This window comes from Candidatus Pantoea floridensis (assembly GCF_900215435.1).
GTDB lineage: Bacteria > Pseudomonadota > Gammaproteobacteria > Enterobacterales > Enterobacteriaceae > Pantoea > Pantoea floridensis.
This window is the reverse complement of the sequence record NZ_OCMY01000002.1, coordinates 547,114-564,408: the sequence shown is the minus strand read 5'-3', so window position 1 is coordinate 564,408 and position 17,295 is coordinate 547,114. Positions and strand designations below refer to the sequence as shown.

Below are 17,295 nucleotides of genomic sequence, written 5' to 3'. Positions count from 1 at the left end.
GCTTAACCGATCGGCGTTACGCCATCAATGGCGGCCCTACAATCTACGCATTGGAATTCAGTAGGGCGCGCATTAATGCGCACCGAGCAGAAGCACAAACCGTGGCTTAACCGATCGGCGTTACGCCATCAATGGCGACCCTACAATCTACGCACTGGAATACAGTAGGGTGCGCATTAATGCGCACCGAGCAGAAGCACAAACCGTGGCTTAACCGATCGGCATTACGCCATCAATGGCGACCCTACAATCTACGCATTGGAATTCAGTAGGGTGCGCATTAATGCGCACCGAGCTGAAGCACAACCGTGGCTTAACCGATCGGCATTACGCCATCAGTGGCGACCTTATACGCGGCGTGACAGCGCAAAGCTGATTAGCGGCACTGGCAAGGTAAACAGCAGCAACAGCCACAGCAGCACATACACCGCATCAATCCCGTTGTTTTGCAGATTATTATAGAGCTGCACCGGCATCCCCTGAGGGAAATAGGCAAAGATCATCACAATGCCAAACTCACCCATGGCGCGTGCCCACGCCAGCGCGCTGGCTGAGGCCAATCCCGGCGCGGCGAGCGGTATCGACAAGCGCCAGAAACGTTGCCACGGTGAAGCACCTAGCGTGCGGCCCGCCTCCAGAATATCCATCGGCACGCCGGCAAATGCCGAGCGAGCGCTGGTAATGAAATAGGGGAGTGCGCCATACCACTGCGCGAGAACAAAGGCGGCAGGATTGTTGACCAGCGTCCAGCCAAACTTGCTCAGCAACTCGCCTGGCACGCTGTAAGGCCCGTAGGCGCTGACCAATAAAATCCCCATCGCCAGCGGCGGCGTCAGAAGCGGAATCATCACCAGCAGTTCAACCATCAACCGTGCCAGTCCCCGGGCCTGCGACAGCCACCATGCCACCGGCAAGCCACTGATAAAAATCAGCAGCAGCGCGATGGCTCCTAAACCTAGCGAGGTCACAATCGCACTGCCATCACCCCACGCGAGTTGCAGGTGCTGCCAGTGGGTGACGCCAATCAGCGTGAGAAACGGCACCGCCAGCAACAGCAGTGCCGGCAGAGACAGCCACAGCGCGGTAGCGTGACGGATTTTCATTACGGGTAAATTGAACCGCCTTTTGGTACGGCGTACCCATTCTGTTTAAATAACGCCTGGCCTGACGGGCTAAGCATGAAATCAACAAAGGCTTTGCCGGCCGCACTGCCGTGTGGGGCATTTTTCAACACGGCCGCATAGTAGACCAGCGGCTGCGTATGCAACGCTTTGTCTTTGCCCTCGCTGTCTTTCACGCTAAAGCTCACCGTGTCATACCACTGTTTCGCCATCGCGGGATTACTCAGATTTATCTCGTCGGGCAGCGCCACATAAGGCAGATGCGCGGAGATCACTTCGCTCTCATAACCGGCTGCGGCATCAACCTGACCGCTTTCCAGACGCGTCAACAGGCCGCCTTCGAGATGGGTTTGCGCCGGGTTTTGATAGCCGCCCATAATTTTATCGGCGATGCCTGGCTGCTGGTAATACTTCTCCGCCAGCAGCAGGGTGAAGATGATGTTCTGACCTTTAGGATCGTTGATCGGATCGGTGCGACCAAACTTGATACCCGGTGTTGCCAGCACTTTCAGCCAGCTGGCATCGCTACCTTTTGCCTGAGCAAACTGCTGCGCATATTGACCTTTCGGACTGTACGCCACCACCATACTGGTGCTCGCAACGGGAACCGCATCGTCAATTAAGCCGGCATCTTTCAGGATCTGCATTGGGCCGGGCGTGATGGATACGAATACATCGGCGGTAATTTTTTTGCTCGCCAGCAAGCGCGCCATACCATATGCGCCCTGTCCCTGGCCTTCGTACTTGCCACCGCTCTCTTTAGCAAAGGCTGGACCTAAAGCTTGATCCATGACTTTGCCCATGGAGCCGGCATAAGTGACGCGAATATCGGTATTGGCTTGAGCATGCAAACTCAAGCCCGCGCCAGCGGTGAGCAGCAGCGCGGTGAGGTGTGTGAATCGCATTCCCTTTCTCGCTATATAATTAGGTAGATAGCGATTATCGGAAATCGCCTTCGCAGTGCAAGGGAAAATCTATTGCGAAATCATACTAAAGGCCTGCCGTCGCAGGCCACAGGAGTCAGGCGAGGATACGTTTGGCCCAGGATTCGATGTCATCGCCGCTGCCGATATCCAACTGAACTAAACCGTTGGTGATAAAGGTAGGCGATACGTGAATGCCGTTCTGACGCGAATATTTACTGTGCCATTTGATCTCGTTTTGCAGCTCGGCACGCAGGAAAGGTTCGCGTGCATTCACACCGCTGTACTGCTCCAGGCGATCGAGAATCTGGTTTGGCGTGGCGTCCATATTTGGGCCATGGCTGTGATCGGTAAACTCAAACTCTTCACGATGATCGGCGACTGCCTGCAGCACTTTTTTTGCAGCTGCTTTACCTTCCGGTAAGGTCGAGGCAGCCAGGATATAACGCACTATTACACCGGAATACATATGCCACGGCTGCGACTGCAAACGGATCTTTAACGTCATTTTATCTTCACCCACCAGCCGCAGCAGCGCATCAAACTTATTAAACGCGCGCACGGAAAACGGGCAGGTGGGTTCCAGAAACGCTTCAAACACCTTTGGACCGTGGCCCCAAACCAACGGATCGGCATGTAATGCAGTGGATTGGCTCATCGTAATTCCCTGTTATGTGACTAGACGTGGCCTTACTTTGGCAAAGCACTGCGCGGACAGCCAGCGCCAGCTTGTGCTTTTTTGTTACAAGGCCATTCGAACGAAGCAAAAAAAATCGTTTTATAGATCCGCAAGCTACAAGAAAGTAGAGGCTCCAGCGGGGTTGCTCAGAAAATAAGCGGCTATAGTTAATCCTGTTTCACGCTTATAAGCCTGCCGCATCCGCGGCATTTTTGATTCATTTGCCTGGAGCCGAACGTTAAGCATCGAGGTTCAATGTGTTTGCCAATATCTCCTGGAAAATTATTCATCAGGTACTTATCGAAACCATTACTGAAATGATGGATGAGCAGCAAACGATAGACGTGCCCACCCTGCGCAGTCGCCTCATGGAGATGGCGGAAAGCGAATCAGATGAAGCCATGGTGCTGTGTTACTGGCAAGCCAGCAAAGTGTTGATGCGATTGCCGCCCACGGTCACCGCTAGCCAGTTAATTGAAGAGGCGCGCGTTGCGTACCGCACGCCGCTTAATCACGATCGGCTTTAACCCTGAATGCTTTTCATCTCGGACATCGCGGTAAAGCGGTTAAGTGGCGGAATTATGGCCATAGCGGTGAATAGCGCTCTGCTAGACTTGCTCTGTCAAAAACGCTGATACAGAGGACAGTAATGAAAATCAAAAGTTATGCCGCCTTAAACGCCGGCGAGGCGCTGGTGCCTTACGAGTATGAGGCCGGTCCACTGGCTGCGGAAGAAGTGCAGGTTGAGGTCGATTACTGTGGCGTTTGCCACTCAGATCTTTCGATGATCGATAATGAATGGGGTATTTCTTCGTTTCCTGTGATTGCAGGCCATGAAGTGATTGGTCGCATTAGCGCCTTAGGCGACGCGGCACAAAACAAAGGTTTGAAAGTGGGCCAGCGTGTGGGGATTGGCTGGACGGCAAAAAGCTGTCAGCACTGTAATGCCTGCATTAATGGCGAGCACGTTAACTGCGAAAACGGTTCTGTGCCAACCATCATGAATAAAGGCGGTTTCGCCAGCCATCTGCGTGCTGACTGGCAATGGGTGATCCCGCTGCCGGAAGCGTTGGATTTCACCTCTGCGGGCCCGCTGCTCTGCGGCGGCATCACGGTGTTTAAACCTCTGCTGATGCATCACGTTACTGCTACCAGCCGCGTGGGTGTCATTGGTATCGGTGGTTTAGGCCACATGGCGATTAAGCTGCTGCGTGCAATGGGCGCCGAAGTGACGGCCTTTAGCTCCAACGCCAGCAAAACCGAGTCGATTAAGGCGATGGGCGCCGACCGCGTGGTAAACAGCCGCGATCCCCAGGCGCTGAACGCGCTAGCTGGACAGTTTGATCTGATTATCAGCACCGTAGCGGTAGATCTTGATTGGCAGCCATACTTCCAGGCGCTGGCACCACACGGCAAATTCCATACCGTGGGAGCGGTGATGAAACCGTTTGAAGTACCCGCTTTCAGCCTGATTATGGGCGATCGCGCGGTGACAGGTTCCTCCACCGGTTCACCTGGGCAGCTTCGCTCGCTGATGAAACTGGCATCACGTGCGGATATCGCCCCGCATGTTGAAGAGTTCCCAATGTCGAAAATCAACGACGCGCTGGAGCACGTACGCGCCGGTAAAGCCAATTACCGCGTAGTGTTGAAAGCTGATTTCTAAACTCGGATGACCAGGTCGGCAGCAATGCCGACCCTGTGATATTAGGTGCGCATGTATGCGCACCGTTTCATAGACTGCAGTTATCCCCGCGAATCATCCTTTTCGCCGAGGAAGAAGTACCATAGCGGAATGGAGGTTAATGCGGTAAACACCGTGGTATACAACGCGATCATAAAGCCCTGCGTGATATACATGGTTAGCGACCAGTGGCTGAATGGGATGCCGTATTGATCGATCACGCCACCGATAATCGCGTTACTCATTACCGTGCCGACAATCAGCGCGAGGATAAACAAACCGCGCAGGAAGTAACGCATCTCTTTCCGTTTCACCGCAAAACGCGCGCGAATAATGCCGAGTGGCGATTGCTGCGACGCCAGTAGCGCCGCCTCATCCAATGGCGCTCGCTGTTGCTTACGCCAGCGCAGGATATCCACCCCTAAAAATGCCAGCAAACTCGCGCCCATCAGCGGCAGAGCATAGCCCAGAGCCAATGCCAGCATCAGCCACGCTCCTTTGGCGTAGTGCGGTAATGCCACCCAGGTTTCGGTCAGTGTTTGTGCCGGACTGGCATCGACATCCCTGGGGCGACGGATCCACCACATGCGATAACCGAAACCAATCATGCTGCATAAACCAAGGCCAAAGAAGGCCAGCAGTAGCTGATTCGGCAAACCGAACAATACGCCCATGTGCGCATCCACGCCCCAGCGCGTTAACTTTGCTACCAGCGGGAAACGGTCAAAATAGACGTGATCCACCACGCTGAAATCCTGTGGATTGACTGAAACAGCATCCACCCGCGTTGGCCAGCTGCGATCTATTTCCGTCACCGCCCAGGCTTTATCCACGCTTTTCGGCTGGCGCAGTTCGAGTTTCGATGCGCTCAGCCCATCCTGCCGTGCTGCATTCAGCACGCGATCCCAATCGCTGTCGGCGGCATTATTCGGCATCGGTTTTGCTGCTGCGGCCGCAGGTTTGGTCATCGCTGACATCGGCATACTCATGTCCGACATATCCATATCCGGCATGTGGTCGGCATGGGGATCGGCGGGAGCTGCTGGTGCCTCACTGTTGAGTGAGGTGTTCACCTGCGGTGTTAACCAGTTCAGTTCGGTACGCATGCGGTCGATATTACCGCCCGCCCATTGCGACCACGTCAGGCCGGTGACCGAGAAAAACACCAAACCCACCACCAACGTCAAACCGAGCGTGACGTGCCAGTGGCGACTGAACGCGAAGCCCTTGCGCGGCTGCTTCAGCTTACGTTTCGGACGTGTTCCCAGCCATAGCACCACGCCACCAAGTGCGGCTACCCATAACCAGGACGCCGCCAGTTCGCTGTAGTTGCGACCAAAATCGCCAAGCAGCAGGCTGCTGTGCAGCAGGTCAAGCGTAGTGCGCAGCGGTAATACGCCGCTGGTGCCGTATACCGGCATATCGCCCTTTACCTTGAGGCTGTAGGGATCGATAAAAATTGCGCGAGATTGTGAGGCACCGAGCGCGGGATCGCTGAATTGCACGCGGGTGGTATCCGTGGCATCCGGAGCCGGGCGCACCGCATAAATATGCTGGTTTTCACCCGCATAGGCGCGTGCCGCGCTGATTTGTGCTGACAGCGGCTGTGCATTGCCCTGAGGTTCAGCGGTAAGCGCATCGGCATAAATCAGGTTTTCCAGCTGAGGCGTGAGTACATAAAGTGTCCCGCTGAGTGCCGCCACAAAGATAAATGGGGCGACAAACAGGCCGATATAAAAATGTAAGCGACGTAGCAAATTTAGCACCGCGCCGCGCGGTGCTGCAGAGTGAGCAGCAGACAAAGCCATCTTCCTTCCAAAAAGAAATGGTGTTAGCGCAACGCACAAACAGAGCGTGCACCGTAGTGAATAAGATCAGCAGGGAAGAAGTGCGGGAGGTGCGCGCGGGCGATGAATAGTGCTGAAGCGACGCACGATCGGCGCAACCACGTGAGGCAGCGGCGGCGCGCGCGAAATCACCAGAATTAACCAGATAAACGGAATGAATACCCACATCAGCAGCGGCACGTGCACCAGCAGGTCACAATAGCCACAGGCAAACTCGCCGTCATCCATCATGTGATGGCTCATGCCCGGCATCGGCATGTCCGCCATCATCTCGTGGTGGCTCATTGAGCTATCCATCATGCTGTGCTGCGGCATCGCCATCATCTGACTGTGACGTTCCATCAGGGTTTTCGACACAATCGGCGCGACGAACAGCAGCAGCACCGCCACAATGGCGACGCAGGCAGTCAAACGTTGGCGGAAGTGATGTGAAAACGTCATGGTAGCGAGTGGATAATTCCGTAAATGAGGCGGAAGTGTAACGCGATTGCCGTTGATGGGTTAAAAAAACTCAGCCTATTTTAGAAAAAATTCGCACCTTTTGAAAAAAGTCACTTAATGAAGCGGAGCTTTTAACTTTAGTGCAACCTGATAAGAACAACGCGGAAACATTATGGGCGGGGCCATAAAAATAGCATTGCAGGTAAACCAGTTGCGCTCATTCTTTGGGTCGCATTAATCAGAACAATTAAAAAATCGATCTTCCCAGCCGCTCGGTGAGTTTCTCCAGCAGTGCGGTACCGGCTAATGAATTGCCCGAGTGATCCAGCGCGGGCGACCAGACGGCGATACTCATATCGCCGGGAATCACGGCCACAATGCCGCCACCGACGCCAGATTTGGCCGGCATTCCGACGCGCCAGGCAAATTCTCCGGCGCCATCATACATGCCGCTGGTCATCATCAATGCATTCACCTGCCGCGCCTGACGCGGCGAAATCACCGCCGATTCTCCATCCTGGGTGCGGCCATGGTTGGCAAGATAGAGGAAGGTGCGCGCTAACTCTTCGCAGTTCATCGCCAGCGAGCAGTAGTGGAAGTAGGTTTCCATCACTTTGCTGACATCGTTATGAAAATTGCCGAACGATTTCATCAGCCAGGCAATCGCCGCGTTGCGCGCTGAGTGTTCGTATTCAGAACGCGCTACAGCGCGATCGTAATTGATGTCATTTTGCTGCGCCAGACGGCGCACAATTTCCAGCATGCGCTGACGCGGTGCGGTAAGGCGGCTTTCCAGCAGGTCGCACATCACCAGCGCACCGGCATTAATAAACGGATTGCGCGGTTTACCCTGTTCCAGCTCCAGCTGCACCAGTGAATTAAACGCCTGGCCGGAGGGTTCTTTTCCCACGCGTTGCCAGATCTCGCCATCTTCATACAAGGTGAGCGCCACGCTGAGTGAGAGCACTTTAGAGATCGACTGAATTGAAAAGCGTGTCGTTGCATCACCCGCCTGGAAACAGCGTCCATCGGGCGTGCAAATGGCAATGCCGAGGTGGTCAGCATCGACCTCTGCCAATGCCGGAATATAATCCGCCACTTTACCCTGCTGCGTTAATGGACGAACTTCGCTCACAATCTCTTCAAGCAATGCATTACTGAGTTCCGACACCTTGACGCTCCGTGCAGTAAATCGTGGCCAGGATAATGGTGATTTGTGCGCAGCGCGTCAATCAGCGGCGCAAAATTCTGTGAGGCTTCTGGGTAATGGTTGAACAGCCAATGCCCTCTCTCGGGGTTGAGAGAGGGCAGCGCTTCCCGTAAACGGCGAATGAACTGAGAACTTCACCATGTGCGAAAGATATTTTCCATGGTATAAAATATGGAATTTTTATTTCAGATTGAGAGGAATCTATCATGTCATCGCTCCCGTCTCTGGAAATCCTATTACAGCAGGAAGCTGAGCACCGTTTACCGCAGTTTGATTTTGATTTGGCGTGGCAAATTGGGCAAAGCATTCAGCAGCGCGCTCGTGAGGATAACGTGCCTGTTGCTATCGAAGTCTACGCCTTTGGTCAGGTGCTGTTTCTGGCTGCGCTGCCGGGATCAACGCCGGAAAACCTTGAATGGATGCGGCGCAAGCGTAACACCGTGCTGTTGACCGGCCACTCGTCGATGTATGTGGGGCTTGTGAATGAGCTGAAGGGCGAACGTATGGCAGAGCAGCGTCATATCCTTCAGCAAGATTATACCGATCACGGCGGTTCTTTCCCGCTGCTGACGTCGCAGGGCGCGATCATCGGCGCCGTCACTATTAGTGGGTTACCGTCAGAAGAGGATCATGCGTTAGCGCTGTGGGGAATCACCCAGCTGCTGCGCTAATGATCCAGTGTGAAGCGGCACCATGAATGGCGTAATGCCGATCGGTTAAGCACCGTATCAAATTGCTGCACTTTCCGTAGCGGCGCGATTTATCGCGCAATGAATTGCGCCGCTACAATAGTGCTCTCGGTAATGAGGGTTTTTCATGACTTAACTGGCGAGCATTATGCGATAAATCGCGCCGCTTAAGCATGTGATGAAAATAATGACATTTATTTCATCGCCGGCACCTTCAACTTATTGCCCGCGCCGGTGACTTTACGCACTTCCGCAACCTGGCTGGCTTTCACTTCTGCGCCCTGATTGCCCCACGAATTCCTTACGTAGTTGAGCACGTCGGCCATCTCCTGATCGTTAAGCTTCCAGGAGAATGACGGCATGCCTGCGGACGTTGGGCGGCCTTCGGTGTGCGGCGCCCGCGCGCCATCCAGCAGTGCATGAATCATGTTGGTGGGATCGTTTTGCATTGCACCATTGCCAGCAAAGGCAGGTACCATGCCGGTGATACCCTCACCGGCCAAACCGTGGCAGGCAGAGCAATCCACTTCATAACGCCGAGCGGCTTGATCGTAACGGCTTTTATCCATGACAAATCCAGCGGCTTGCAGCGTGGAAGACGCCGGTAAACTGCGCAGATAGGTGGCGATGGATTGCAGATCGCGATCGTTAAAATACTGCGTTGAGTGCTCAACTGCTTCCGCCATTGGGCCTGCCGCCACGCTCTCGCCGTTAGAGCCGGTTTTCAGGTAGTTGGCGATTTGCGCATCGCTCCATTTGCCAATGCCTGCATGTGGATTTGGCGTGATATCCGGTGCGTACCAGCTGCCCAGATTGCCGCCTTGTAGATATTGGCTCGCAATCTCGCCGCCCAGCGCGTTACGCGCGGTGTGGCATACGCTGCAGTGCGCGGGACCATCCACAATGTATTTGCCGCGATTCCATTCGTCGTTCTGCGTGGTTTGCGGTTTAAACGCGTTGTTATCAAAAAACAACAGGTTCCAGCCTGCCATCGCCAGGCGAATGTTATACGGGAAGTTCATGCCCGCATTTTCATCTACGGCGTTGTTCACCGGTTTTTGCACCGAAAAATAGGCCCAAAGATCGTGCATATCGCCATCGCTCATCTGGGTGTAAGCGGTGTATGGCATCGCCGGATAGAGGAAGCCATGTTCGCCGCGCCCCTGACGCACCGCGTTGAAGAAGTCGCGCTCGGTCATTTTGCCGATTCCTGTGGCGCGATCTGGCGAAATGTTCGAGGTTTTCAGCGCGCCAAACGGCGTGTCAATCTTGTAGCCGCCTGAGAAGTCGGCATTGTGGCAGGCGGCGCAGTCGGCAAGACGCATCACATATTCGCCGCGTTTGATGGCAGCAGAATCATTGCTGTGAAAATCGGTCAACTGCACCTTATCGTCGGCCACATTGGAGCGGGCACTGTCCAACACCACCCATAATCTGCCTGTTGCCGCAATACCAGCCAGCACCGCCAGCGCGGCGAGCGTGTAGGTTATCTTCTTTGCTTTCGCCATGATTACGCCCCCACCAGCGGTGCCGGGTTATTGATGTACTTCTGGTGAATTGCCTGCGCGGCGCGTACGGCCAGCGCACCCACGGTGATAGTTGGGTTGTAACCACCGTTGTTAGGGAAGGCTGACGCGCCCACCACAAACAGGTTGTGTGCATCCCAGCTTTGTAGATAGGGATTAAGGGCCGAGGTGCGAGGATCGGCGCCCATCACCGCGCCACCGATGGTGTGTGAGCTTTGCTGTTGGTAGGGGTTCCAGCGCTTCTCTGCCTGGTTATCGACCACCCAATGCTGCCCGCCCATCTCTTTCATGATGTTGATGGCGCGGTCGGTAACATATCTCGCCATGCGCACATCGTTCTGGTTCCAGTCGAAGGTGGTGCGGATCAGCGGTTGGCCGTGACGATCTTTATAGTTCGGATCAAGATCGAGATAGGCTTCGCGCATCGGCATTGAGGTGCCCTGACAGAAGATGGTGCCAGCACTTTGGTAATCGCGCTTATAGCCCGCTTTCCACTCGCTGCCCCAACGTTTGGTACCGGGACGCAAGCTATTCATGTTTTGAATCGGACGGCCGTTGGTGGAGAAGCCCATGATGCCCGCGCCGCCGATGAAATCGAGTTCGCTGTGATCGAAGTTATCGCCGTTATAGTCATCAATCTGCACTGCTAACGCACCGCCACCGATGAACGGGTTCATATATTCGTTATCGAAGTATCCGGTGACAGTGGAGCAGGTTTGGTAATTGTAGTTTCGGCCAATGGTGCCGCGGCCAGTGAGCGGATCGTATTGCTCGCCCACGCCGGAGAGCAGCATCAGACGAACGTTATCCATCTGATAGGCGGTGATGCAGACGATATCGGCAGGCTGGAAACCTTCTACGCCATCCTGCGTGATGAATTTAACGCCTTTCACCGTTTTGCCATCGTCATGCTTCACGGCGTGCAGTACTTCAGTTTCGGTCAGCAGCGTGAAGTTTGGACGACGCATCAGCACCGGCAAAATGCACGCTTGCGGTGAGGATTTGGAGAAGTTGCCGCAGCCGTGGAAGTCGCAGAAGCCGCAGTACGTGCACGGGCCCATGCTGACGCCGAGTGGATTCACGTAAGCCTGAGAGAGATTACCGGCAGGGATCGTGAAGGGGTGATAACCCATGCTTTCGGTAGTTTTGCGATATTTGCTCATCCAGTGCGTATCTTTCAGCGGAGGCGTGGGATAGTCGCGCGAGCGCGGCCCTTCAAACACGTTGCCGCCTTTCTGCAGCTGACCGTTGAGATTGCCGGCGATACCGGATGTTCCGGCAATACGCTCAAAGCGATCGTAAAACGGCGCCATGTCGTCGTAGGTTACGCCCCAGTCCTGTAGCTGCAAACCCTGCATCTTTTTTGCGCCATAGCGTTCGCGGGTTTGCTTTGCCACTTCAAAATCCCACGGCGAGAAACGCCATGACATCCCCGCCCAGTGCGTGCCCGCGCCGCCGACGTTCCAGCCAAACTGAAACGCTGACCAGTTACGCACCGGGGCGGCCACCTGATCGCTACGGTTGCGGAAGGTGGTGGTTTCCACGCTCATGGGCTGCAGGATTTTACGGCGCGTATGAAAACGCAGTTCGTCGGCATCAATGGCGACCGGGAAATCGGTAGAAGTATCGCGCCAGGCACCGCGTTCGATGGCAACCACGTTCAGTCCCGCGCGGGTGAGCTCTTCCGCCATCACCGAACCGGCCCAACCCAGGCCGACGATCACGACGTCAGCTTTATTTCGTACTAATGACATTGACTCAGCTCCGGCTATTTAATCGTTAGGAATCAGACTGACGGGAATAAGTGCCAGATTTTCGTTACGGCGTTCGATATAAGGGCGATAGTCATAGCGTGCGCCGGGAAAACCGATCATCTTCCAGCCCGCCATATTTTTATTTCCGCCATAAATCGGATCGGCCAAATAACTTTCGCGCGCGTTTTGCAGCATTAATTCAAACAGCGCCTGGCTATTTACGTCTTTTCCTAAATCGATCTTGCCGTCTTCCATCTTCGTCAGGAAGTCATCGATCTGCTGAACTGATAAGGCGTGGAAAGAGGTTTGATGATGTTGCTGTGCCCACTTTTCCAATGCAGCTAAGCCGGTTAAATAACGCTCTTTCGGTGGCGTGAGGAATTGCGGACTGCCCATCAAGGCTTCTTCATTTTCCGGGTGTAGCGGCGCCTGCAAATAGAGCGCTGCGCCGGAGCCATAATCACCCGCTAATTGGTTATCGAGGAATTCAATCCCACCCGCTTCACTGGCCGATGGGCCGAGATCATCGGCGGGGATGAGGCGATCAAAAATGGCGGCCAAATTCTGCCGATCCAGCGGGTTAGTGAGCACCCGATAACCATTTTGCCATGCCGGTTGCGGCAGGTGATCGGAGCTGAGTTGGGTTTCCAGTGGAACATTGTGTAGCTCTTTAGCGCGCAGCTGCGGCGCAACGGCGAGTGATGCCACAATGCCACTGAGCGAAAAGAGCGCTTCTCTTCGGTTCATACTTCTTATCCCTTAATCATTCCATCTAAGATGGACACCACTGATTATTATTTACAGAGCACGACGTTCTGAACTGTCAAACACGGTGATGCACTATGCAAATAGCGCACAGGCATCAACGACGAATCCACGTTCGTTATTATTTTTGGCAGAAAGTATTTAAATAAGGCACGTCATTTATCAGGCCGCCAGGGCCATTATTATTCACGGAAAATCCGTTAATTGAATTTACCTTTATTGAATATATTTGTTCATATCTTCATAGCAGTGACGGGAAATATCCCAGAGATCCTGTTCCCAGTTGCGCGGGCTTAATAATTCCGGCGACCATACACCATCGTAACCGGTGGCTTTTACCGCTTCGACCCAGGCGGAAATATCAATCTCTCCTTCGCCCGGTGCGTAATTACGCTGTACCCACTCGTCCCAGGCTTCGCCCGGTTTAGCCGCGCGGCCATCGCAGAAATGCACGCCGTAAATCAAATCTTTATCCATGCGCGCCACTTCCGCTGGCGTGGTAGCGCCGCCCGCATGCAGATGCCAGAAATCCACTACCACACCCAGGTTATCTTTGCCGCTCTGTTTAATCAGATCGAGCGCGTGCTGCAGTGAGTTGAACGCGGTGAACGCCACTACTTCAATCTGGAATTTGATGCCGAGCGGCGCACCGATATCGGCAATCGCGGAGATGTTGTCCAGCAGGATGGCATCGCGCTCGGAGTCGGGCAAGTGATCAAGTTCGGTCAGCGCCATGATTTGCACCACTGGACAACGCAGTTCAACCGCGGCCTGACAGATTTTTTCCGCTTCGCGCAACAATTCAGCACGCGCTTCAGGTTGATGGCGACCAATGCGTTTCAGTGCATTGATGCAGGTAATCTCGATGCTGTATTTCGCCATCAAATCGCGGTAGGCGGCATAGCTGCCACCGTTATCCAGATAGCGATACAGATGTTCTGGCAGGATTTCTAATCCGCTAAAGCCCGTTTCATGGGCGATGCGTAACTGAGTGACGGCATTGCTGTACCAAACAGACACGCCATGCAACGACAACTTCATCTCTCCTCCTTGTTACCTCACGGCTTCAGGTGAGAGCGACGAATACGCAATTCTCCCTGAGACCAAACGCCACCTGGAGTGGCACGTCCATCAATCAGCCGGTTTAAGGCTTCTGTGATGATCAAATCAATGCGCTGGCTGAACGAAGTGAGCTGCCAGCTGGGCAAGCTGGCTTCGTCAATATCATCGAAACCCACCACCGCCATAAATTTATTGCCTGCACCTTCGCGTAAAGCCGCCAGTGCGCCAAGCGCCAGCACATCATTCTCGCAAAACAACGCTTCAACACGCTTGTCGGGGGCCTGCGCGTTCAGGTAGTCGGTTAACGCTGCGTAGCTGCACTCACGGGCATATGCGCCAGCCGTGAGCAGCACATCAAGCGGTAATCCCGCCTCATTTAACGCCTGCTGCAGGCCTTCCAGGCGGAGCGTGTGATGGCTTCTGGTGGCGGGCCCCATCATGTAACCGATACGCGTATAACCTTGTGCCAGCAGCAGTTCACCCAACTGTTTGCCTGCCCGCAAGCCATCGACGCTCACCACCTCAATACCCGGTTCGTCATTATTACGACACACCTGAACCAGCGGAATGTGGTGCATTTCGCGCGCAACGGCGATGAGCTCATCGCTCAGCACCGTGCCGAGAAACAGCATGCCATCGACCTGCAGCTGGTCGGCCAGCGAAAGTACCGCGCGATAATTTTCGCCGCTGCCGATATTCAGCAGCAGCGCCATGTAACCGCGCTGCTGAAGCTGGCGGGTAACGGTATCAAGCATCAGCATGGTGTGCGGATTTTTCAGCTCGTCGATCACCACGCCGATAATGTGCGTCTTCTTTTGCGACAGGCTGCGCGCCAGCAGGTTAGGGCGATATCCCAGCTCGCTGGCGATGGCCATCACGCGTTCACGCGCTTTCTCTGAGATCGACGCGCCTGGCGTAAAGGCACGCGATACCGTCCATTTTGAGACGCCTGCCAGTCGTGCCACGTCGCTGGCTGTGGCTTTGTGTGGTTTGTCGGTTGGTTTACTCATAGCACCTGCGTAGGGGTATTAGCGGAAGACCCCCAGCATTGAACGTGAAACCCAACCGAAAATAAACACCTAAGCGCGGCATTTGGCGGAAAGCGCGACAAATAACCCTGTTTTTATGATGTTGCGATTATGTTTGATCAGTGCACCCGATTGCAACATTTTTTGCAATCGGGTGCATTACATTAACTTTATGTGATCCATTTCGCTCATTTTCACTTTGCCGGATTGACTGTCAGGCCGATATCGCTGACATTTTGCACAGTAGAAAGCGCGAAATAGCCATTTTTACGCGTGAGTGCAGGCTTTTTTGCACCCGGTATCAAATCTGGCATTGGCGAGAATAGATATCCTTCCATCTTACTTTATTTCAAATTGCACCCGGGTGCAAAAAGGAGTTGCTATGCTCAACGGTGAAAAGAGTATCCCACGTCCACTACGCTGGGCCATGATCGGCGGCGGTCGTTTGAGCCAGGTTGGCTATAAACACCGTTCCGGTGCGCTGCGAGATAATACCGCTTATCAAATGGTGGCCAGCGCGTTTGATATTGATGCCGAGCGCGGACGCGATTTCGGCATCAATCTCGGCCTGGCGGCAGAACGCTACTATGACACTTATCAGCAGCTGCTGGTCGAAGAGGCGAAGCGGGAGGATGGCGTGGAAGTAGTGTCCGTTGCCACGCCAAACGGCACCCATTTTGAGATCGCTAAAGCGGCACTGAATGCCGGTATCCACGTGATTTGCGAGAAGCCGCTGTTTTTCACCCGTGCCGAAGCGCAGGAAATCAAAGCGCTGGCGGCGGCGAAAGGGTTGATCGTCGGTGTCACCTACGGTTTTTCCGGACATCCGCTGCTGATGCAGATGCGCGCAATGATCGCCAATGGCGAAATCGGCGATGTACGCATGGTTGAGCTGCAATACACCCACGGTTTTAGCGCTAATGATAGCGCCGACAAGTTCAGCGAAGCGCAAAAGTGGCGCGTCGATCCCAAAATCGCCGGGCCTTCATTCGTGCTCGGCGACATCTCTACACACACCTTCTACATTTCGCAGCTGGTGCTGCCGCAGCTGAAAGTGAAATCGCTGTTGTGCGATCGCCAAAGCTTTATTCCTTCCCGAGCACCGCTGGAAGATAACGCCATGGTGTTGATGCACTACGACAACGGCGCAGTCGGGCGCATGTGGGCGTCATCCATTAATGCCGGTTCGATGGATAGCCAAAGCATTCGCGTGATCGGATCACGCGCTAGCCTGGAGTGGAGCGATTACAACCCAGGCGAGCTGAAGTATGAAGTGCAGGGCCAGCCGAATCAGATCATGCATCACGGCATGCCATATCTGCATGAAAGCGCCCTGGCAGATGAACGTCTCGGGGCGCTGCACACCGAAGGGCTGGCGGAATCCTGGGCCAACATCTATCTCAAATTTGCTATCGCCATCAGCGCCACGCAGCGCGGTGATCAGCAGACACTCAACAACCTGATCTACCCGGATATTAACGCCGGGATCGAAGGGGTGCGCTGGATCGAAAACTGCGTACGGTCTGCGGATAACGGCGCGAGCTGGGTTAATTACGAATAAGGAATGCCATGAAACTCTCTTTCTGTACCGATAGCCTGGGTCATCTGCCGTTTGAACAAATGCTGGATAAACTGTTGGAGCTTGGCGTTTATGGCGTTGAGATGACCACCGGCGGCTGGTCATCGGCACCGCATCTGCGCACTGAAACGCTACTGGGCAGCGCCACGCAACGTCAACAGCTACTCAGGGCGCTGGAGAGTCGCGGCATGTCGATTGCGGCGCTGAATGTGTCGGGAAATCCGCTCGACCCGGGCGAACTGGGCAATAAGCACAAGCGCGATACGGAAAACGCGTTGGCCTTGGCCGGTGAACTGGGCGTGAAAAAAATCGTCATGATGAGTGGTCTCCCGCCAGCCAGCCCCCATGACACCATTCCCAACTGGATCACTTACACCGTGAGTTGGCCGCCCACGCTGAAAAACTGCCTCGATTATCAGTGGAATGAAGTGGCGATTCCCTATTGGCAAGGGCTGGTGGCGCGCGCTAAAGAGAGCGGCGTGGAGAAGTTTGCGCTGGAAAACTTCAGCTCGATGCTGGTGTGGAATCCGGAAACGTTGTTCCGTCTGCGTAATGCGGTGGGCGATATGGTTGGGCTGAATCTCGATCCCAGCCATCTCTTGTGGATGGGCGCAGATCCGATTGCTGCGGCGCGTGCGCTCGGCCCGGCGATTCATCACTGCCACGGCAAGGACGTGCGGCTGGAACGTGGGTTGGTGAACATTAACGGCTTACTGGAAACCAAACCGGTGGAAGACGTTGCCAACCGCGCCTGGAACTATGTTGCGGTGGGTTGCGGCCAGGATTTGCAGTGGTGGAAGGAGTTCTTCTCGGTGGTGCGCATGGTGGGCTACAACGATTGGGTATCGCTGGAGATGGAAGATCTTACCATGTCGGTGGATGCGGGAATTACGTCATCGATTGCAGCACTCAAGCAAACCCTTAGCCAGTAAGGTGCAGTTCGCGGCGGGTAACCGCTCGCCGTGTTCTGTACATCGCGAGGCGATG

Annotated in this window: 16 protein-coding genes; 5 read left to right on the top strand and 11 right to left on the bottom strand. The window is 54.6% G+C overall.

Annotation, left to right across the window (positions count from 1 at the left end):
• Positions 1–347: 347 nt before the first annotated feature.
• The 3 genes from CRO19_RS23225 to CRO19_RS23215 all read right to left on the bottom strand — a co-directional run bounded on the left by CRO19_RS23225 (position 348) and on the right by CRO19_RS23215 (position 2,702).
• Positions 348–1,103 (bottom strand): molybdate ABC transporter permease subunit, encoded by a 756-nt coding sequence (locus CRO19_RS23225; protein WP_097098188.1) that lies wholly within the window; start codon positions 1,101–1,103, stop codon positions 348–350.
• Complete coding sequence (locus tag CRO19_RS23220; RefSeq protein ID WP_097098187.1) at positions 1,103–2,026, bottom strand: extracellular solute-binding protein; 924 nt, start codon at positions 2,024–2,026, stop codon at positions 1,103–1,105. Before CRO19_RS23220 ends, CRO19_RS23225 begins: the two co-directional genes overlap by 1 nt.
• A 115-nt stretch (positions 2,027–2,141) precedes the next feature.
• The gene (locus CRO19_RS23215) at positions 2,142–2,702 is read right to left on the bottom strand and encodes a thioredoxin (RefSeq protein WP_097098186.1); all 561 of its coding nucleotides are present in this window, start codon (positions 2,700–2,702) and stop codon (positions 2,142–2,144) included.
• A gap of 278 nt (positions 2,703–2,980) precedes the next feature.
• Between CRO19_RS23215 and CRO19_RS23210 the strand changes: the two genes are divergently transcribed.
• Positions 2,981–3,250 carry a hypothetical protein gene (locus tag CRO19_RS23210; RefSeq protein WP_097098185.1) on the top strand — a complete coding sequence of 90 codons (270 nt, stop codon included), beginning with the start codon at positions 2,981–2,983 and terminating at the stop codon, positions 3,248–3,250.
• Between the two features lie 122 nt (positions 3,251–3,372).
• On the top strand, positions 3,373–4,389 hold the full coding sequence (gene ahr, locus CRO19_RS23205; RefSeq protein ID WP_097098184.1) for an NADPH-dependent aldehyde reductase Ahr: 1,017 nt from the start codon (positions 3,373–3,375) through the stop codon (positions 4,387–4,389).
• An 80-nt stretch (positions 4,390–4,469) separates the two neighbouring features.
• On the opposite strand, the gene CRO19_RS23200 is transcribed toward ahr, so the two are convergent.
• The 3 genes from CRO19_RS23200 to glsB all read right to left on the bottom strand — a co-directional run bounded on the left by CRO19_RS23200 (position 4,470) and on the right by glsB (position 7,866).
• Positions 4,470–6,215, bottom strand: coding sequence for a DUF2534 family protein (locus tag CRO19_RS23200; RefSeq protein WP_097098183.1), 1,746 nt, complete (start codon positions 6,213–6,215; stop codon positions 4,470–4,472).
• Positions 6,216–6,281: 66 nt separating this feature from the next.
• Positions 6,282–6,695: a DUF2946 domain-containing protein gene (locus CRO19_RS23195; protein WP_097098182.1), complete on the bottom strand. Its 414-nt coding sequence runs from the start codon at positions 6,693–6,695 to the stop codon at positions 6,282–6,284.
• Between the two features lie 247 nt (positions 6,696–6,942).
• A complete protein-coding gene (gene glsB, locus CRO19_RS23190; RefSeq protein ID WP_097098181.1) occupies positions 6,943–7,866 on the bottom strand; it encodes a glutaminase B in 924 nt (307 codons plus the stop codon).
• 245 nt (positions 7,867–8,111) lie between these two features.
• On the opposite strand from glsB, the gene CRO19_RS23185 reads away from it, so the two are divergent.
• Entirely contained in the window at positions 8,112–8,576 is a 465-nt protein-coding gene (locus CRO19_RS23185) for a heme-degrading domain-containing protein (RefSeq protein ID WP_097098180.1), read from the top strand.
• 212 nt (positions 8,577–8,788) lie between these two features.
• Here the strand turns inward: CRO19_RS23185 and CRO19_RS23180 are convergent, their stop codons facing one another.
• From CRO19_RS23180 to CRO19_RS23160, 5 genes are all read right to left on the bottom strand, one after another.
• Entirely contained in the window at positions 8,789–10,102 is a 1,314-nt protein-coding gene (locus CRO19_RS23180) for a c-type cytochrome (RefSeq protein ID WP_097098179.1), read from the bottom strand.
• Positions 10,103–10,104: 2 nt separating this feature from the next.
• Entirely contained in the window at positions 10,105–11,874 is a 1,770-nt protein-coding gene (locus CRO19_RS23175; protein ID WP_097098178.1) for a GMC family oxidoreductase, read from the bottom strand.
• An 18-nt stretch (positions 11,875–11,892) separates the two neighbouring features.
• The gene (locus CRO19_RS23170; RefSeq protein ID WP_097098177.1) at positions 11,893–12,621 is read right to left on the bottom strand and encodes a gluconate 2-dehydrogenase subunit 3 family protein; all 729 of its coding nucleotides are present in this window, start codon (positions 12,619–12,621) and stop codon (positions 11,893–11,895) included.
• Between the two features lie 234 nt (positions 12,622–12,855).
• A complete protein-coding gene (locus CRO19_RS23165; protein ID WP_097098176.1) occupies positions 12,856–13,680 on the bottom strand; it encodes a sugar phosphate isomerase/epimerase family protein in 825 nt (274 codons plus the stop codon).
• A gap of 17 nt (positions 13,681–13,697) precedes the next feature.
• Positions 13,698–14,711 carry a LacI family DNA-binding transcriptional regulator gene (locus CRO19_RS23160; RefSeq protein WP_097098175.1) on the bottom strand — a complete coding sequence of 338 codons (1,014 nt, stop codon included), beginning with the start codon at positions 14,709–14,711 and terminating at the stop codon, positions 13,698–13,700.
• Between the two features lie 400 nt (positions 14,712–15,111).
• Between CRO19_RS23160 and CRO19_RS23155 the strand changes: the two genes are divergently transcribed.
• The gene (locus CRO19_RS23155) at positions 15,112–16,290 is read left to right on the top strand and encodes a Gfo/Idh/MocA family protein (protein WP_097098174.1); all 1,179 of its coding nucleotides are present in this window, start codon (positions 15,112–15,114) and stop codon (positions 16,288–16,290) included.
• 8 nt (positions 16,291–16,298) lie between these two features.
• Positions 16,299–17,240 (top strand): sugar phosphate isomerase/epimerase family protein, encoded by a 942-nt coding sequence (locus CRO19_RS23150; RefSeq protein ID WP_097098173.1) that lies wholly within the window; start codon positions 16,299–16,301, stop codon positions 17,238–17,240.
• The last annotated feature ends 55 nt before the right edge of the window (positions 17,241–17,295 follow it).